Raw genomic sequence first — 16,456 nt, forward strand, 5'->3', positions numbered from 1 at the left:
TGCGTGCGGCCGACAGCGACTGGACGGATCGGCCAAACGTCCAGTGTGCCTGATCGCGGCGCCGGGCTACCGGAGAGTGAGGTTGTTGATCAGCGGCCCCTCGACCGTGACCCCCTCCGTGACCAGGGTCTCCACGCCGGTGGACGGCAGGGGCAGCGGCAGCGCGGCGGCCTCGGGGGCGAGCGCGCCGAAGAGCGCCGCGGCGGTGATCAGGGCGGCGACGGAGACGGCGACGGCGGAACGGGCGGCGCCGTCCGGATCGGTGGGCTTGGAGCGCATGGCGTGCCTTTCGAAAGGCTGGGGGCCGGGGGGAAGGCGGGCCGGGCCCAGGGGGACTGGGACCCGGCCCGCCGTCAGGGGACGTGGAACGGGGCGTTCAGAGGGTGCTCAGCGAGTGGTCAGAGGGTCAGGCCCCCACCGAGGTCGATGCCGACCGCGGCGGCCTCGGCGGCGAACGCCGCGATCAGCGCGGCGGTGGAGGTCAGGACAGTGGCGACTCGACGAACGGCACGCATCGGGTGGTTCCTTCCGGTTCGGTGTGCAGGACACCCGGTGGCTGCCCGACCGCCGAAAAATCGATGCGGATTATGAAAAAAGCTCCCTCTCAGGTGCTAATCACCCGGCGTGGCGTGCATGATCCGGCCCGTACCCCCGAAAGAGGGGCCCGTCAGGTCGCGTCGTCGGCGAGTTCGGCCACGCCGGTGACCCGGTGCAGCGGATACGTGCGCACCTCGTCCGCCGTGTGGTCGTACGCCGTCACGAAGCCGCCCTCGACCCGGATCGGGGCGATGACGCGCTGGCTGGCGGAGCCCTCGGCGTTCACGTAGCCGATCCACAGCGCCTCGCCGGTCATGACGGCCGCCTGCATGGTGGCGAGGGTCTCGGCGGCGCCGGTACGGGGCAGCTCGCCCCCCGCCGCCGGGGCGCCGCCCGCATCGCTCCCGGGGCCCGGCTTGCGCGGGGTCGTGGCGGCCAGGTCGCCGGCCCGGACCGCGCGGACCGCCGCCGTCAGGAGCGTGTCGTCGGGCACCGGCGGACCGTCCGGGACCGGCTCCGGTGCCGTCCGCGGCGGCGTGCGGTGGGCGTCGGCACGGGCGATCAGCACATCGCCCGCGGCGGACTCGGCGGCCGGCGCGAACCCCATCCCGCGCAGCCCCTCAAGGAGCGCCGCCGGGTCGGCCTGCGCGGCCAGCACGGTCGGCGCGAGCCGGCGCAGGCCGAGGCCGGCGGCCCGCTTGTCGGCGAGGATCTCGTCCAGCGTCGCGTCGTCGTCGCAGCGCACGTACGCCGAGGCCGCGCCCACCCGCAGCCGCCCGTGCCGCCGGGCCACGTCGTCGATCAGGTACGTGAGCGGCTGCGGCACCGGCGTGCGGGAGTGCCGGGCGAGGAAGGCGTGCAGGTCGGCGGCGGCCTGCCCGGCGTCCAGCGCGCGGCGCACCGAGCCCGGCGTGAACCGGTAGACGGTCGCCCCGCCCTTGGACTCCACGTCCGCGAGCACCCCGAGCACGTCGGCCAGCTCGGGCTCCAGCGGCCCCGGCGCCACCGCCGTCAGGTCCGCCTGGAGCAGCACGTGGTCCAGCGGCTCGGGGAACAGCGGCGCGAGCAGCCGGGCGGCCCGCGCGGTGGCGGCGGCCTGCTCGGCGGGGCTCGGGGGAGCGGGAGCGGGGGCGGGCGGCGTGCGGTGGTGGACGGGGAGCTTGTCGCCCGGTCCCTCGGGCTCCCGCGCCGGGTGCGGCGGCTCGGGCGCCCCGATCAGCGCCCGCCCCGGCGCCGCCAGCGCACCGCGCCCGGTGACGCCCAGCAGCTCGGCCTCGGACAGCGTCCAGCGGGCCAGCCGGGTGCGCAGGTCGTCGTCCTGGCCGTCCCGCCCGTCCCGCCGGGGCCCGCGCAGCGGACGCTCCCAGCGCAGCCGGGCCAGCACCGACTCCTCGGTGGGCGAGGCACCCTCGGGCAGCCCCGCCAGCAGGGCCAGCACCCGGTGCCGTACCTCCGGCGCCGCCGAGCGGTCCAGGTTCGGGCCCAGCGCCGAGAGCGTGCGGTCCTTCGCGTCCCGCCCGCCGACCACACCCGGCGTGCGGGTGGCCGTCAGCCACGTCCCGGCGAGCCGCGCCCAGCGCTCCGCGGTGGGCAGCTCCCGCCACTCGTCGTACGCCGGGGTCGCCGCGTACCGCTCGTCGGCCTCACCGTCGGAGGCGATCAGCCCCGCCGCGTAGGCCAGCTCGACCCAGAACGCGGCCACCGGCTCGGGCACGTCCAGCGCGACGGCCGTCCGCTTCAGGTCGCGCACGCTCAGCCCGCCGGCCCGCAGCATCGCCGGGCCGCCCTCGTCCCACTCCTTCAGCAGCTCCTCGACGGTCGCCAGCGCCGACAGGGCCTGCCCGGCGGCGGTGGCGTCCACAACCTGTGGACGGTGCGCGGCGGCGGCCTCCACCGGCGGCGGCACCGGCTCCGGCGTGCGGTGCGCCCGGCCCGCGCGCAGGTGCAGGGCGACCTCGCGGGGCAGGACGACCGTGCCGGGCGCGGTCGGCAGCAGCAGGCCGCTGTCCAGCAGGTGGCGCAGGTGCGCCGCCGGATCGTGGGTGACCTGGCCGTACGGCGGCCCCCACACCAGCCGGTCCAGCACCTCGCGGGACTCCTCGGGCAGGCCGGCGAGGAGCCCCGCCATCCGCTGCCGGTCGGTGAACAGCTCACCGAGCGCGGACACGGCGGAGACCGAGTCGTGCGTCGAGGGCAGCCCGACGGCGGCCAGGATCTCCTGGATCCGGCCCGGCGACATCCCCGCCGTCGCCTCCCGCACACAGGGCCCGAGCCCCGTCGGAGAGGGGTGCTGCGGGGAGGGCGCGAGCAGCTCACGGGCGGTGCGCACCAGCCGCAGCCGGTCGTCCGCGCCCCACACCAGGGCCTGTTCGCGCAGGAGGGCGACGGCCCGGGGCAGGGCCGCCGCGACGACGGGGTCCCGCTCGTCACCGGCCATGAGCCGGAGCAGCTCGTCGTACGGCGCCGGGTCCGCCGCCACGGCCAGCGCCTCCGCCGTCTGCAGCGTGAACCGGTCCAGCCGCTCCAGCGCCCGTACGACCGAGGCCCGGGTGCCCGCCCGGGTGGCGAGCTGCGTGAGGTCCGTGGGCACAGGGGTGATGAGGTCGGGACGGCTGCGCAGGAGGGCGGCCAGCGAGACGTCGTCCCTGACGCGGAGCGCCTCCGCGAGGGACCGGGGGGCCGCGGACTTCTCCTCGGTGCTCATCCGGCCCACGTTAGCGGGTGGGTACGACGGCGGGGTGCGCGCGCGGTCGCGCGGTGCGCGTCCGCCGCACCCGGGAGGATTCGGTACCTTCGTCCGACGGCGTACCACAACACACCGCCCCGGAGGGCTCCGTGGGGATCGAGAGCGACCAGGTCGTCTACGAGTACCTGAGCCGTGTCGGCGACGTGGCCCAGCAACGGCAGCTGCCGTCGGCCACCCGCATGCGGCTGGTCTCCGAGCTGCGCGACGAGATCGACCGGCACCGCGCCAGGACCACCGTGGACAGTCCCGCCGCCGTCCGCCGCATCCTGGACCGGCTCGGCAGCCCGGACGACATCGTCGACGCGGCGGGCGGCACGAGCGGCGCCCCGCGGCCGTCGGTGCCGCCGCCCACCGCCGTCCCCGTACAGCGGGAGGCCGAGCCGCGGAAGGCGGAGCGGCTCAAGGGCCTGCGGCGCGCCGTACCGCGCCCTCGCCCGGCCGCGCCCGAGTCCGCGCCCGCTCCCTCCCCGCCGCACCTGGCGAGCGCGCAGGAGCTGGGGGACAGCGCCGTCACGCGGCCGGACTGGTGGCGGGTGGACAACGGCCCGTTCGGGGGCGGCGTCGACAGCGTGCCGGGGTTCGTCGGCGGCGTGGAGATCCCGGAGCTGCTCAAGCCCCCGCCGCGGGACAAGGACGGGGCGGACCCGACGGCCGGGAAGGACCCGGCGGCCAAGAAGGACGGGACCGCCGGGAAGGCGGCCGCCGAGGTGGTGGCGGAGGCCGTGGAGCCGGTCGCCGGGGAGCCGGACGGAGCCCCGCGCCGCCGCCTGCCCCGCCTGTGGCCCGAGGGCGGCTTGAACAACCCGCTGCTGCTGCTCGCCGCCGCCCTGCTGGTCGCCGGCGCCGTCCTCGGCAGCCTCGTCCCGCTGGGCCTCGGCTGGCTGATCGCCTACCTCTCCCGCCGGCTCTCCCCGGCCCAGTCGAAGTGGGCGGTACTGGGCCTGCCCGGTACGGTCGCCGCCGCCGGCGTCGTCTGGCTGTGGGGCCGCACGGAGGGCCGCTGGGGCGACCCGATCGCCGAGGGCCACATGAACGACGCCGTCACCGAGACCTGGCCCTGGGTCCTGCGCGGCGCCGCCGTCGCCACGGCCCTGTATCTCCTCTGGCGCTCCCGCCGCCCCCGCGGCTGACCCGTCGGCCCGCCCGGCACAATGGGCCCCATGGCCTCCACGACCCGCCCCGCGCTCACCGTCGGTTTCGACCTCGACATGACGCTGATCGACTCACGCCCCGGCATCCGCGCCTGCTACCTGGCGCTGACCGAGCGGACGGGGACGTACGTCGACGCCGACCTGGCCGTCACGCGGCTCGGGCCGCCGCTGGAGGAGGAGCTGGCGCACTGGTTCCCGGCCGAGGCGATCGCCGCCACCGCCGATCTGTACCGGGAGATGTACCCGACGTACGCCGTCGCCGCCACGCCCGCGCTGCCCGGCGCCCGGGAGGCCATCGCCGCCGTACGCGAGGCGGGCGGACGGGCGATCGTCGTCACCGCCAAGTACGAGCCGAACGCCAAGCTGCACCTGGCCCACCTCGGCATCGAGCCGGACGCCGTGATCGGCGACCTGTGGGCCGAGCAGAAGGCGGTGGCGCTGCGCGAGCACGGCGCGGACGTGTACGTCGGCGACCATCTCGGCGACGTACGCGGCGCACGCACCGCCGGCGCCCACTCCGTCGCCGTGGCCAGCGGGCCGTGCAGCGCCGAGGAACTGCGCGCGGCCGGCGCCGACGTCGTCCTCGCCGACCTGGCCGGGTTCCCGGAATGGCTCGCGGGCTACCGCGACGGAGCCGGGCCGGACGCGGCGCGGGCCTGACGCCGGCCTGCCGCGATCGACTGGAACACCCCCGCACCGGCGATCAGGAAGCCCACTCCCATCAGCATGCTCAATCCGAACATGTAGGTGGGAAAGGGCGTCGTCCCCAGAAACAGCGGGGCCACCGTGACCAGTGTGGCCACGGTTCCGACGAAGAAGACGATCGCACCGGCACGGATCAGTCGGTCACCGGGCGCGGCGGAATTCGTTTGGGTTTTGTCACGCACCCGACCAGGGTAGTTCCCAGGCCTGGGGAACAGCCGGGGGACGTCTTGTCACCGGCCTACAGACCATTAGCCTTGGTACCGGCGGGTCCGGACGACCCGCCCAAGTGCTATCAAGAGCCGTTTCCGAGCAGTTTTCCGACGAGTACGAGGACGAGGACAGACGTGCCTACCGGCAAGGTCAAGTGGTTCAACAGTGAGAAGGGCTTCGGCTTTCTCTCCCGCGACGACGGCGGTGACGTCTTCGTCCATTCCTCGGTCCTCCCCGCCGGAGTCGAGGCACTGAAGCCGGGCCAGCGCGTGGAGTTCGGCGTCGTCGCCGGACAGCGCGGCGACCAGGCGCTGTCCCTCACCCTGCTGGACCCGGCCCCCTCGGTCGCGGCCGCGCAGCGCAAGAAGCCCGACGAGCTGGCCTCCATCGTGCAGGACCTGACCACCCTCCTGGAGAACATCACCCCGATGCTGGAGCGGGGCCGCTACCCCGAGAAGACGGCCGGCAAGAAGATCGCCGGCCTGCTCCGCGCGGTCGCCGACCAGCTGGACGTCTGACCCCGCACCCCACCCGTCAGGGAAACGCCAGCGCGTCCGGGCCGAGGGCCGGTACCAGTCCCTCGGCCGCCGCGCGGGTCAGCAGGCCCCGGACCGCCGCGTAGCCGTCCTCGCCGAGGTCGGCCGTGAACTCGTTGACGTACAGCCCGATGTGCTGGTCGGCGACGGCCGGGTCCATCTCCTGCGCGTGCTCCATGACGTACGGCCGGGAGACCTCCGGGTCGTCCCAGGCCGCGCGTACGGATGCCCGGACCGAGTCGGCGAGGCGGGTCAGCGTCTCCTCGCCCAGCGACCGCTTCGCGATGATCGCGCCGAGCGGGATCGGCAGCCCGGTGGTGTGCTCCCAGTGCTCGCCCATGTCGGCGAGCTTGTGCAGGCCGTAGTTCTGGTACGTGAAGCGCGCCTCGTGGATCACGAGCCCCGCGTCGACCTTCCCGTCCCGCACGGCCGGCATGATCTCGTGGAACGGCATGACGACGATCTCGCCGACCCCGCCGGGCACCGTGTCCGCGGCCCAGAGGCGGAAGAGCAGGTAGGCCGTCGAGGTCTCGCTCGGCACCGCCACCGTGCGCCCGCGCAGGTCGGCGCCCGGCTCCCGGGTCAGCACCAGCGGCCCGCAGCCCCGGCCCAGCGCACCCCCGCAGGGCAGCAGGGCGTACTCGCCGAGGACGTACGGCAGCACGGCGTACGACACCTTCAGTACGTCGAACTCGCCGCGTTCGGCCATGCCGTTGGTGATGTCGATGTCCGCGAACGTCACGTCGAGGGCGGGGGCGCCGGGGACGCGGCCGTGGGCCAGGGCGTCGAAGACGAAGGTGTCGTTCGGGCAGGGGGAGTACGCGATCTGCAAGGAATCAGCGGTCATGTCGGTTCCAACTCGTGAGGACGGGTGCGAGCTTCCCGAAGGCGTCCGTCAGCGCCGTGAGCGCGTCGCCGATGCGCCAGGCGGCGCGGTCGCGCGGGCCGACCGGATTGGAGACCGCGCGCAGCTCCAGCACCGGCACCCCGTGCGCGGCGGCGGCCTCGGCGACGCCGAAGCCCTCCATGGCCTCGGCCAGCGCGCGCGGGTGACGGTCGCGCAGCAGCGCGGCGCGTTCGGCGGTGCCGGTGACGGTGGACCCGGTCAGGACGGTGCCGGGGCGGGCGCCGGTCGCGGCGGCCACGGCGGCGACGAGGCCGGCGGGCGGCCGGTGGGTGACGGTGCCGAAGCCGAGATCGGTGACCGGCAGGAAGCCGTCGGCCGTCTCGGCGCCCAGGTCGGCGGCGGTGATCTCGTCGGCGACGACGAGCGAGCCGACGGGCGCGTCCGGCCCGAAGCCGCCGCCGATACCGGCCGAGACGACCAGGCCGTAGGGCGCGGAGCCGAGGGCCGCGGCGGTCAGGGCGGCGGCGGTGGAGGCGGCGGCGAGGGCGGGGCCGACACCGGCGGCCAGCAGGTCGAAGCCGCCCGGGAGCCGGTGCAGGGCCACCCCGGGACTCGACACCTCGGCGCCCCGCTCCGGGAACGCCCGAGCCACCGCGTCCCGTTCGACGGGGACCGCGGTGGCCACGAGGACGCGCATGGAGGACGTGGTCAGTCGTCCTTCTTCAGCTTGAAGGACCACAGACCGGTGGCCTCCTCGCTGTCGTCCTTGCCGTCGCCGGCCTTGATGGTGACGAGCGTCGAGTCGCCCTGGGCGCCGTACTGGGCGTTGAAGAACACGCTGCCCGGGACGGTGCGGTAGGTGTTGTCCGTGTCGTCGGTCAGCTGCTGACCGTTCATCAGGATCGTCCAGCGCTCGTCGGCGACCTCCGGGTCCACACCGAAGCGCACCGTGTCGTCCGGGTTGACCGTGATGGACTCGACGGAGTCGTCCTGGAGGCACTTCTGGATCTCGGCGGTCTCCAGGACCTTGCCCTCGCCGCCACAGGTGGCCTCGGAGCTGACCGAGTCACTGCCGACGGTGACCGTCGCCATGGGCGTCGGCTGGTCACAGGCGGACAGCAGGAGCAGTCCAGCGGATACGGCGCCTGCGGCGGCGACGGCGCGGCGGCGTCGCACAGAGGATTGCAACGTGGTCATGGGCGAAGGCTATACGGCGCCTCCGGCCCGTTCCCCACCTGGGTACGGCGTGGCGTGGTCACGCCACCCTCGCTCGCGCCGGTCCCCCGTGCCGGGCCGAGTCGATCAGACCCCGTACGGTCGTCAGCCACCCGGCGGCGATGATCGCGGCGGCCACCGACAGGCCCAGCGTGCCGTTCAGCGGCAGCACGATGCCCACCGCGCCGCCGAACACCCAGGAGACCTGGAGCAGCGTCTCGGAGCGCGCGAACGCCGAGGTGCGGACCTGTTCCGGCACGTCCCGCTGGATCAGCGCGTCCAGGGACAGCTTGGCCAGCGCCTGCGCGAACCCGGCGACCGCGGCCAGGCACGCCACCAGGACGGTGCTGAAGAACACCGCGGCCGTGACCGCCGCGCCCAGCACGATCGCGACGACCGTCACGATGATGATCTCCGGCGCGCGCGAGCGCAGCCACGCCCCGACCGCCGTGCCCAGCGCGTTGCCCGCACCGGCGGCGACGCCCACGATCCCCAGCGACACGGCCGCGCTCTGCCCGGACAGCGGATGCACGCGCAGCAGGAAGGCCAGGAAGAAGATCAGGAAGCCGGACAGGCAGCGGATGCCGGCGTTGGCGGCCAGCGCGTGCGTCACCGCCGGGCCCACCGTGCGCAGCCCGGGCCGCTTGACCGGCTTGCGGTGCGGGCCGTGCAGATGCCGCTCGTCCGCGGCCAGCAGCGCCCGGTCCTCGCCGCGCGCCGAGTCCACCTTCGGCGGCAGCGTGAACGACAGGACGGTGCCCGCCACGAAGATCACGAAGGCGCCGTACAGCGGCCAGCGCGGCCCGACCTGCTGGAGCCCCGCCGCGATCGGCGCGGCGACGCCGGTGGCGAGCAGCCCGCACAGCGTGACCCGCGAGTTCGCCTTCACCAGGGAGAAACGCGGCGGCAGCAGCCTGGGCACCACCGCGCTTCTGACCACGCCGTACGCCTTCGAGGCGACCAGCACGCCGAGCGCGGCCGGATACATCTCGATGCTGCCGCTGATCACCGCCCCGGACAGCACCAGCGCGAGCAGCGCCCGGGCGCCCATCGCGGCCGCCATCGCCGCGCGGCGCCCGTGCGGCAGGCGGTCCAGGAGCGGGCCGATCACCGGCGCGAGGAGCGTGAACGGCGCCATGGTGATGGCCAGGTAGAGCGCGACCCGGCCGCGCGCCTCGTCGGTGGGCACGGAGAAGAAGACGGTGGAGGCGAGGGCCACGGTGATCATGACGTCGCCGGCGCCGTTCACCCCGTGCAGCTCGATCAGCTTGCCGAGGCCGGACTCGCCCGCGCCGTGCGCGTGCGTCGCCTTGCGGATGCCGCGCGCGGTCCCCGTCACCGGCAGGCGCAGGACACGGCCGACCGCACGGAACCGGGAGCCGGGGCCGCGCCTCCGGCTCCCGCCCTTGAACTCAGTCCGTGCGGCTGCCACCCCGTCATAGTGCCCCGAGAGCGGGGGCTGTAGCGTCCATACGGCACGGATGGCGGTGATCGAGTCGGGTGACACTGACCCCGTCACGGGCGGGGAACGCGGGTCCGTACCCCGCCGAAACTCCCGTCGGTGTAGGCCCAGCGCACATGAGCAGGTAGCGTGCCTAGCGCGCCGTGGCGAACGTTCTCGGCCGCGCGCCTTACGGCCATCCCGCAGAATGGATGACGTAGGTGTGCCCGAGCGCGATCGGGCGCGGACGTCGACGCGGTCCACAGGTCCGCTCCGTCCGCCCCTCGCAGGCAGCGGCGCACTCGTGAGACGGCGTATGGAGAGAAGCGATACCTGTGAGCGCAGCGACAACGCGAAGCCGCACCCCTGACCGTCTGTGCGCCGAGGCCGTCGACCTCGCCCGCGCCGCAGCCGAGGAGGCCGCCGCACCTGGCGTCGTCGGCGAGCACGAGGGCATGGTGTCGGAGGGCGACCGGGTCGTCACGCACCACTTCGCCTGCAAGGAGCTGGGGTACCGCGGCTGGCGCTGGGCCGTGACCGTGGCCCGCGCCTCCCGCGCCAAGATCGTCACGGTGGACGAGGCGGTACTGCTGCCCGGCCCGGACGCGCTGCTCGCCCCCGAGTGGGTGCCGTGGAGCGAGCGGCTGCGCCCCGGCGACATGGGCCCCGGCGACCTGCTGCCCACCGACGCGGAGGACCTGCGGCTGGAGCCCGGCTGGACCGGCGAGGACGAGCCGCCGCCGAACTCCGCCGTCTCCCACGAGATGGCCGAACTGGTGGAGGCGGAGGACGCCGAGGTCACGGCCGGGCCGCCCGCCGAGCTGTCGACCGTCCCGGCCCGCGGGTCGATCTCGGCCGTCGCGGAGGAACTGGGCCTGCGCCGCACCCGGGTCCTGTCCAGGTACGGCCTGCATGTCGCCGCGGACCGCTGGGAGGAGGGCTTCGGCCCCAAGACCGCGATGGCCCAGGCGGCGCCCGCGTCCTGCGAGAGCTGCGGCTTCCTGGCCCGTATCGGCGGCTCGCTGGGGCAGGCCTTCGGGGTGTGCGCCAACGAGTTCTCCCCGGCGGACGGACGGGTGGTGTCGCTGGCCTACGGGTGCGGCGGGCACTCCGAGGCGGCGGTCATGCCGAAGCCGCCGCGGGTGGCTCCGCCGGTGATCGACGAGACGCGGGTCGATCCGTTCCCGCTGCGGCCGGCGCCGGACTCCGGGTCGGTGTCGGTGGCCGAGGACGAGGCGTCGGCGGAGCTGGGGCACTCGTAGCGTGCGCGGGCTGGTGGCCGGGTTCCTGGGGGCCGCGCCCCCAGACCCCCCTTTCGGCCTTGACGGCCTCGTCCTCGAACGCCGGACGGGCTGAGTGGGCGGTACCTTCATGGTCCGTCGAAGAGGAGAGTCACCGTGAGCATGTACGTGCGGCCTGCCGCCGAGGGCGCCGATCCGTTCGGTACGGCACGTCTGCGGCGCGGGGTGCTGGACGCCTGGGCGACCAGCCCGGCCCGGTTCCGTGAGGACGCCAACGCGGAGGAGGACCTGGTCCTCGGCGGCTACCGCGACCGGCTGGTCGTCGAACTCGCGCAGAACGCCGCCGACGCCGCCGCACGGGCCGGTGTGCCCGGCCGGCTCCGGCTCACCCTGCGCGACGGTGTCCTGGTCGCCGCCAACACCGGCGCCCCGCTGGACGCGGCCGGCGTCGAGTCGCTGTCCACCCTGCGCGCCTCCGCCAAGCGCGACGCCGGGGACAGCGCGGTCGGCCGGTTCGGGGTCGGCTTCGCCGCCGTCCTGGCCGTCACCGACGAGCCCGCCGTCGTCGGCCGGCACGGCGGTGTGCGCTGGTCCCTGGTCGAGGCCCGGGGCCTGGCCGCCGACACCGCGCTGCACAGTCCCGGCCTGGGCGACGAGATCCGGCGGCGCGACGGGCACGTCCCGCTGCTGCGGCTGCCGTTCCCCGCCGAGGGCACCGCGCCGGGCCCCTACGACACGGCCGTCATCCTCCCGCTGCGCGACACGGCCGCCGCCGACCTCGCCGAACGGCTCCTGCACGCCGTGGACGACGCCCTGCTCCTCGCCCTGCCGGGGCTGGAGGAGGTCGTGGTGGAGGTGGCGGACGACGTGCGCACGCTGGGCCGCCGCACCGAGGGCGTCCTGACCGTGGTGGACGACTCCCGGGAGGGCGTCACCCGTTGGCGCACCGTCGCCGCGCACGGGCCCCTCACCCCCGACCTCCTCGCCGACCGGCCCGTGGAGGAGCGGCTGCGCCCCCACTGGTCCGTGACGTGGGCGGTGCCCGTGGACGCGGACGGCGGCCCCGAACGCCCCCGCACCACCCCCTTCGTCCACGCGCCCACGCCCAGTGACGAGCCCCTCGGCGTGCCCGCGCTGCTCATCGCCTCCTTCCCGCTGGACTCCACCCGCCGGCACGCCGCGCCCGGCCCGCTGACCGACTTCCTGACGGAACGGGCCGCGGACGCCTACGCAGGCCTCCTCGCCGACTGGCGGCCGGTGGCGACCGGCCTCATCGACCTGGTGCCCGGCCCGCTGGGCAAGGGCGAGCTGGACGGGGCGCTGCGGCAGGCGATCCTCGAACGGCTGCCGCGCACCTCCTTCCTGCCGCCCGCCGCCGAACCGCGCGAGGACGACCCCGACCTGCCCGAGTCCCTGCGGCCCCGCGACGCCGAGGTCGTGGAGGGCGCGGGCACCGACACCGTGCGGGTCCTCGCCGAGGTGCTGCCGACGCTGCTCCCGGCCGGTCTGGAGCGCCGCGCGGAGCTGCGCACGCTCGGGGTGGCCCGGGTGCCGCTGACCGACGCGATCGACCGGCTGGCCGGGCTGGAGAAGGCCCCCGGCTGGTGGCGGCGGCTCTACGACAGCCTCGCCGGGGTCGACCCCGACCGGCTGACCGGGCTGCCCGTCCCCCTCGCCGACGGCCGCACCACCATCGGCCCCCGGCAGGTGCTCCTGCCCTCCCCGGACGCCGCCTCCCTCGATCCGGAGGTGCTCACCCGCCTCGGCCTGAAGGTCGCCCACCCGGACGCCGCCCACGGCCTCCTGGAGAAGCTCGGCGCCCTCCCGGCCACCCCGCGCGCCGTGCTCACCACCCCGCAGGTCCGGGCAGCCGTCGCCGCCTCCCTGGAGGACGACGGCGGCACGAACTGGGAGGAGGACACGCTCGACGCCGACGAACTGGCCGACACCGTCCTCGGCCTGGTCCGCGACGCCGGACTCGACGCCGGGGACGAGCCCTGGCTCGGCGCGCTCGCCCTGCCCGACGAGGACGGCGAACTCTCCCCGGCGGGCGAACTCGTCTTCCCCGGCGGCCCGTTCGCCCAGGTCATGCGCGAGGACGAACTCGCCGCCGTGGACGCGGAGCTGGCCGAGAAGTGGGGGCCGGAGCCCCTGGCCGCCTGCGGGGTACTCGTCACCTTCGCGCTCGTCCGGGCCACCGACGTCGTCCTCGACCCGGACGAACTGGAGCCCCGCGAGGGCGACTTCGCCGAACCGGACGACGCGGGCCTGCTGGACGCCGTGGACGTGTGGAGCGAGGACATCCTCGACCGCTTCCCGGACAGCCCCGTACCGCCGGTCGCCACCGAGATCGTCGCCGTGCGCGACCTGGACCTCGTGGACGACGACCGGTGGCCCGAGGCCCTCGCCCTGCTGTCGCAACCCCCGTTGCGCGACGCGCTCGTCCAGTCCGTGCGCGTCCTCCTGCCCGACGGCACCCACGAGGTCGTACGGCCGTACACCGCGTGGTGGCTGCGCGGGCACCCGGTGCTCGGCGGACGCCGCCCGGCCGGTCTGCGCGCCGCCGGCGGCGACCCGCTGCTGCGCGGCCTGTACGACGAGGCCGACGCCACCGGCTTCGAGGACGAGCAGGTGCTGCGGGCGCTGGGCGTACGCACGTCGGTGGCCGCCCTGCTCGACGAACCCGGCGGCGCGGCGGAGCTGCTGGACCGCCTCGCCGACCCCGACCGCCCGGTCACGGCCGCCCAACTGCACGCCCTGTACGGCGCGCTGGCCGAGCTGGACCCGGAGCAGGTCACCCTGCCGGACGAGGTGCGGGCCGTGGTCGACGGCCGGGTGGAGGTGGTGGACGCCGCCGACGCGGTGGTCGTCGACTCACCGGACCTGCTGCCCTTCACGTCGGGCGTGCCGCTGCTGCCGGTACGCCCGGCTCGGGCCGCCGGGCTGGCGGAGCTGTTCCAGGTGCGGCGGCTGAGCGAGTCCGTCACCGGCGAGGTGCACTCCGAGGGCGCCGAGCACGACGTACCGGAGCCGGTGCGGGTGCTGCTCGGGGCGCGGACCCCGGCGTCGTACGTGGAGCACGAGGAACTGGTCGTCGACGGTGTGGAGATCGACTGGCGGCTGACGGCCGACGGGGCGTTGCACGCGGCGACGCTGGAGGGGGTGGCGGCGGGACTGGCCTGGGCGGCCGGTCAGTGGCCCCGCCGCTTCGAGGTCGCGGCGCTGCTGGAGGACGAGTCGCGGACGGAGGAGCTAGCGCGGGACCGCTGGTTCGACTGAGGGGTTTTCTGTACGTGGTTCGCTGCGGCGCCGTCGTGGCTGGTCGCGCAGTTCCCCGCGCCCCTAAGGTGCGTGCTCCGACCGTCATGCTGGAAGGTGCCGGTCCACCCACCTCCAAGCCAGCTCCAACAGACCCGCACCGACCACCGCGATGCCGACGGCAGTCCACGGCATCGTCACGCCCACCAGCTTCAGCGCGAAGAAGTCCTGCAGCCACGGCACCGCCAGCACCACCACGAAGCCCAGGCCCATCGTCGCCACCAGCGCCACCCGCCACCACGTGTAGGGGCGGGCGATGATCGCCAGCACCCACATCGAGATCAGGAACAGCGTCAGCGTCGCCGCGCTGGTCTCCGCGTCCAGCGCGCCCGGCCCGGAGTAGTGCTGCCGGGCGACGAGGTACGTCGTGAAGGTCGCCGCCCCGGCCAGCACCCCGCCCGGGATCGCGTACCGCATCACGCGCCGTACGAAGTGGGGCTGGGCCCGTTCCTTGTTCGGGGCGAGGGCCAGGAAGAAGGCCGGGACGCCGATGGTGAGCGTGGAGAGCAGGGTGAGGTGGCGGGGCAGGAACGGGTACTCGACCTGTGAGCAGACCACCAGGATCGCCAGCAGCACCGAGTACACGGTCTTCACCAGGAACAGGGTCGCGACCCGGGTGATGTTGCCGATGACCCGGCGGCCCTCGGCCACCACCGAGGGCAGCGTGGCGAAGCTGTTGTTGAGCAGCACGATCTGCGCGACCGCCCGGGTGGCCTCCGATCCGGAGCCCATCGCCACCCCGATGTCGGCGTCCTTGAGCGCCAGGACGTCGTTCACGCCGTCGCCGGTCATCGCGACCGTGTGGCCGCGCGACTGGAGGGCGCCCACCATGTCCCGTTTCTGCTGCGGGGTGACCCGCCCGAACACCGTCCCCCCGTCGAGCGCCTCGGCCATCTCCTCCCGCTCGGCGGGCAGCCGGCGCGCGTCGACGGTGGCGCCGGACAGCCCGAGCTTGGCGGCCACCGCGCCGACCGACACCGCGTTGTCCCCGGAGATGACCTTGGCGCGGACGTCCTGGTCGGCGAAGTAGCGCAGGGTGTCGGCGGCGTCCGGACGCAGCCGCTGCTCCAGGACGACCAGGGCGGTGGGCGTGACGCCCTCGGCCACCGAGGGGTCGTCCAGGCCGCGGGTGGCGCGGGCGAGCAGCAGTACGCGCAGTCCCTGCTCGTTGAGCCGCGTCGTCTCGGCGAGCGCGGGGTCGTCCTCGGCCAGCAGCACGTCCGGCGCGCCCAGCAGCCACGTGCCGAAGGCGCCGTCGCCCTCGACGAGGGTGGCGCCGCTGTACTTGCGGGCGGAGGAGAAGGGCAGGGACTCGGTGCAGCGCCAGTCCCCGGCGACTTCGGCGGCCGGGTAGGCGTCGATGATCGCCTGGAGGGAGGCGTTCGGGCGCGGGTCGGACCCGCCGAGGGCGCCGAGCACCGTACGGACGTAGTCCTCGTCGGCGCCGTCGAGCGGGCGCAGTCCGGTGATGTCCATGCCGCCCTCGGTGAGGGTGCCGGTCTTGTCCAGGCAGACGGTGTCGACGCGGGCCAGGCCCTCGATGGCGGGCAGTTCCTGGACGAGGCACTGCTTGCGGCCGAGGCGGATGACGCCGATCGCGAAGGCGACGGAGGTGAGCAGGACCAGGCCCTCCGGGACCATGGGCACGATGCCGCCGACCGTCCGCGCGATGGAGTCGTCCAGCTCGTTGTCCTTGGCGACCAGCTGGCTGAGGATCAGGCCGATCGCGGTGGGGACCATCATCCAGGTGACGTACTTCAGGATCGTGGAGATGCCGGAGCGCAGCTCGGACTGGACCAGGGTGAAGCGGGAGGCCTCCTCGGCGAGCTGCGCCGCGTACGCCTCGCGCCCCACCTTGGTCGCCCGGAACGCGCCGCCGCCCGCGACCACGAAGCTGCCGGACATGACCTGGTCCCCCGGCTGCTTGACGACCGGGTCGGCCTCGCCGGTCAGCAGGGACTCGTCGATCTCCAGCCCGTCCGCCTCGACGCACACCCCGTCGACGACGACCTTGTCCCCGGGCCCGATCTCGATGACGTCGTCCAGCACGATCTCCGAGGTGCTGACCTCGGCGGATTTCCCGTCCCGGCGCACGGTCGGGCGGACCTCGCCGATCAGCGCCAGGGAGTCGAGGGTCTTCTTCGCCCGCCACTCCTGGACGATGCCGATGCCGGTGTTGGCGAGGATCACGAAGCCGAACAGGCTGTCCTGGATCGGCGCGACGAACAGCATGATCACCCAGAGCACGCCGATGATCGCGTTGAACCGGGTGAAGACGTTGGCACGCACGATGTCGGCCAGTGAGCGGCTGCTGCGCACCGGGACGTCGTTGACCTGACCGCGCGCGACCCGTTCGGCGACCCCGGCCGCGGTCAGTCCGGTCGCGGGGGAAAGGGCGTGTACGGGGTCCGCGGGATCGAGTCGGTCGTCCGCGTCGAGATGCGTCATGCGTTCGACGGTAAGGGCGGATTTCCGGCTTCACCCGCCGAATGCGGGGAAGTTCCAACCT

13 protein-coding genes are annotated in these 16,456 nt (G+C 74.7%); 5 read left to right on the forward strand and 8 right to left on the reverse strand.

Annotated features, from left to right (window positions below; genetic code table 11):
* Window positions 1-66 precede the first annotated feature (66 nt).
* Together RI578_RS22425 and RI578_RS22430 are read right to left on the reverse strand one after the other, a co-directional pair.
* Window positions 67-279, reverse strand: a complete 213-nt coding sequence (locus RI578_RS22425; RefSeq protein ID WP_310872727.1) for a hypothetical protein — start codon at window positions 277-279, stop codon at window positions 67-69.
* 388 nt (window positions 280-667) lie between these two features.
* Window positions 668-3,241, reverse strand: coding sequence for a helicase-associated domain-containing protein (locus RI578_RS22430; RefSeq protein WP_310872728.1), 2,574 nt, complete (start codon window positions 3,239-3,241; stop codon window positions 668-670).
* Between the two features lie 131 nt (window positions 3,242-3,372).
* Between RI578_RS22430 and RI578_RS22435 the strand changes: the two genes are divergently transcribed.
* On the forward strand, window positions 3,373-4,413 hold the full coding sequence (locus RI578_RS22435; protein ID WP_310872729.1) for a hypothetical protein: 1,041 nt from the start codon (window positions 3,373-3,375) through the stop codon (window positions 4,411-4,413).
* A gap of 30 nt (window positions 4,414-4,443) precedes the next feature.
* Entirely contained in the window at window positions 4,444-5,094 is a 651-nt protein-coding gene (locus RI578_RS22440) for an HAD family hydrolase (protein WP_310872730.1), read from the forward strand.
* Here RI578_RS22440 and RI578_RS22445 read toward each other — a convergent pair.
* Window positions 5,055-5,321, reverse strand: coding sequence for a hypothetical protein (locus tag RI578_RS22445; protein WP_310872731.1), 267 nt, complete (start codon window positions 5,319-5,321; stop codon window positions 5,055-5,057). The two genes, RI578_RS22440 and RI578_RS22445, sit on opposite strands and share 40 nt — an antisense overlap.
* A 162-nt stretch (window positions 5,322-5,483) precedes the next feature.
* On the opposite strand from RI578_RS22445, the gene RI578_RS22450 reads away from it, so the two are divergent.
* Window positions 5,484-5,867 carry a cold-shock protein gene (locus tag RI578_RS22450; protein ID WP_053132946.1) on the forward strand — a complete coding sequence of 128 codons (384 nt, stop codon included), beginning with the start codon at window positions 5,484-5,486 and terminating at the stop codon, window positions 5,865-5,867.
* 16 nt (window positions 5,868-5,883) lie between these two features.
* On the opposite strand, the gene RI578_RS22455 is transcribed toward RI578_RS22450, so the two are convergent.
* Genes RI578_RS22455 through RI578_RS22470 form a run of 4 tightly spaced genes read right to left on the reverse strand, consistent with a single transcriptional unit; the run spans window position 5,884 to window position 9,379 of the window.
* On the reverse strand, window positions 5,884-6,732 hold the full coding sequence (locus RI578_RS22455; RefSeq protein ID WP_310872732.1) for a 1,4-dihydroxy-6-naphthoate synthase: 849 nt from the start codon (window positions 6,730-6,732) through the stop codon (window positions 5,884-5,886).
* Window positions 6,722-7,429, reverse strand: coding sequence for a futalosine hydrolase (locus RI578_RS22460; protein WP_310872733.1), 708 nt, complete (start codon window positions 7,427-7,429; stop codon window positions 6,722-6,724). Before RI578_RS22460 ends, RI578_RS22455 begins: the two co-directional genes overlap by 11 nt.
* A gap of 11 nt (window positions 7,430-7,440) precedes the next feature.
* The gene (locus RI578_RS22465) at window positions 7,441-7,929 is read right to left on the reverse strand and encodes a DUF2771 domain-containing protein (RefSeq protein ID WP_310872734.1); all 489 of its coding nucleotides are present in this window, start codon (window positions 7,927-7,929) and stop codon (window positions 7,441-7,443) included.
* Between the two features lie 58 nt (window positions 7,930-7,987).
* The gene (locus RI578_RS22470; RefSeq protein WP_310872735.1) at window positions 7,988-9,379 is read right to left on the reverse strand and encodes an MFS transporter; all 1,392 of its coding nucleotides are present in this window, start codon (window positions 9,377-9,379) and stop codon (window positions 7,988-7,990) included.
* A 344-nt stretch (window positions 9,380-9,723) separates the two neighbouring features.
* Between RI578_RS22470 and RI578_RS22475 the strand changes: the two genes are divergently transcribed.
* Window positions 9,724-10,650 (forward strand): DUF3027 domain-containing protein, encoded by a 927-nt coding sequence (locus tag RI578_RS22475; RefSeq protein ID WP_310872736.1) that lies wholly within the window; start codon window positions 9,724-9,726, stop codon window positions 10,648-10,650.
* A gap of 135 nt (window positions 10,651-10,785) precedes the next feature.
* Window positions 10,786-13,908 carry a sacsin N-terminal ATP-binding-like domain-containing protein gene (locus RI578_RS22480; RefSeq protein ID WP_310872737.1) on the forward strand — a complete coding sequence of 1,041 codons (3,123 nt, stop codon included), beginning with the start codon at window positions 10,786-10,788 and terminating at the stop codon, window positions 13,906-13,908.
* A gap of 84 nt (window positions 13,909-13,992) precedes the next feature.
* Here the strand turns inward: RI578_RS22480 and RI578_RS22485 are convergent, their stop codons facing one another.
* Complete coding sequence (locus tag RI578_RS22485; RefSeq protein ID WP_310872738.1) at window positions 13,993-16,395, reverse strand: HAD-IC family P-type ATPase; 2,403 nt, start codon at window positions 16,393-16,395, stop codon at window positions 13,993-13,995.
* Window positions 16,396-16,456 lie beyond the last annotated feature (61 nt).

This window comes from Streptomyces sp. BB1-1-1 (assembly GCF_031597775.1).
Lineage (GTDB): Bacteria > Actinomycetota > Actinomycetes > Streptomycetales > Streptomycetaceae > Streptomyces > Streptomyces thinghirensis.

Excerpts from the sequence above, each read along its gene's own strand:
- RI578_RS22460 (WP_310872733.1), bottom strand. The coding sequence starts at position 7,429 with ATGCGCGTCCTCGTGGCCACCGCGGTCCCCGTCGAACGGGACGCGGTG.
- RI578_RS22425 (WP_310872727.1), bottom strand. The coding sequence starts at position 279 with ATGCGCTCCAAGCCCACCGATCCGGACGGCGCCGCCCGTTCCGCCGTC.
- RI578_RS22455 (WP_310872732.1), bottom strand. The coding sequence starts at position 6,732 with ATGACCGCTGATTCCTTGCAGATCGCGTACTCCCCCTGCCCGAACGAC.
- RI578_RS22485 (WP_310872738.1), bottom strand. The coding sequence starts at position 16,395 with ATGACGCATCTCGACGCGGACGACCGACTCGATCCCGCGGACCCCGTA.
- RI578_RS22440 (WP_310872730.1), top strand. The coding sequence starts at position 4,444 with ATGGCCTCCACGACCCGCCCCGCGCTCACCGTCGGTTTCGACCTCGAC.
- RI578_RS22465 (WP_310872734.1), bottom strand. The coding sequence starts at position 7,929 with ATGACCACGTTGCAATCCTCTGTGCGACGCCGCCGCGCCGTCGCCGCC.
- RI578_RS22430 (WP_310872728.1), bottom strand. The coding sequence starts at position 3,241 with ATGAGCACCGAGGAGAAGTCCGCGGCCCCCCGGTCCCTCGCGGAGGCG.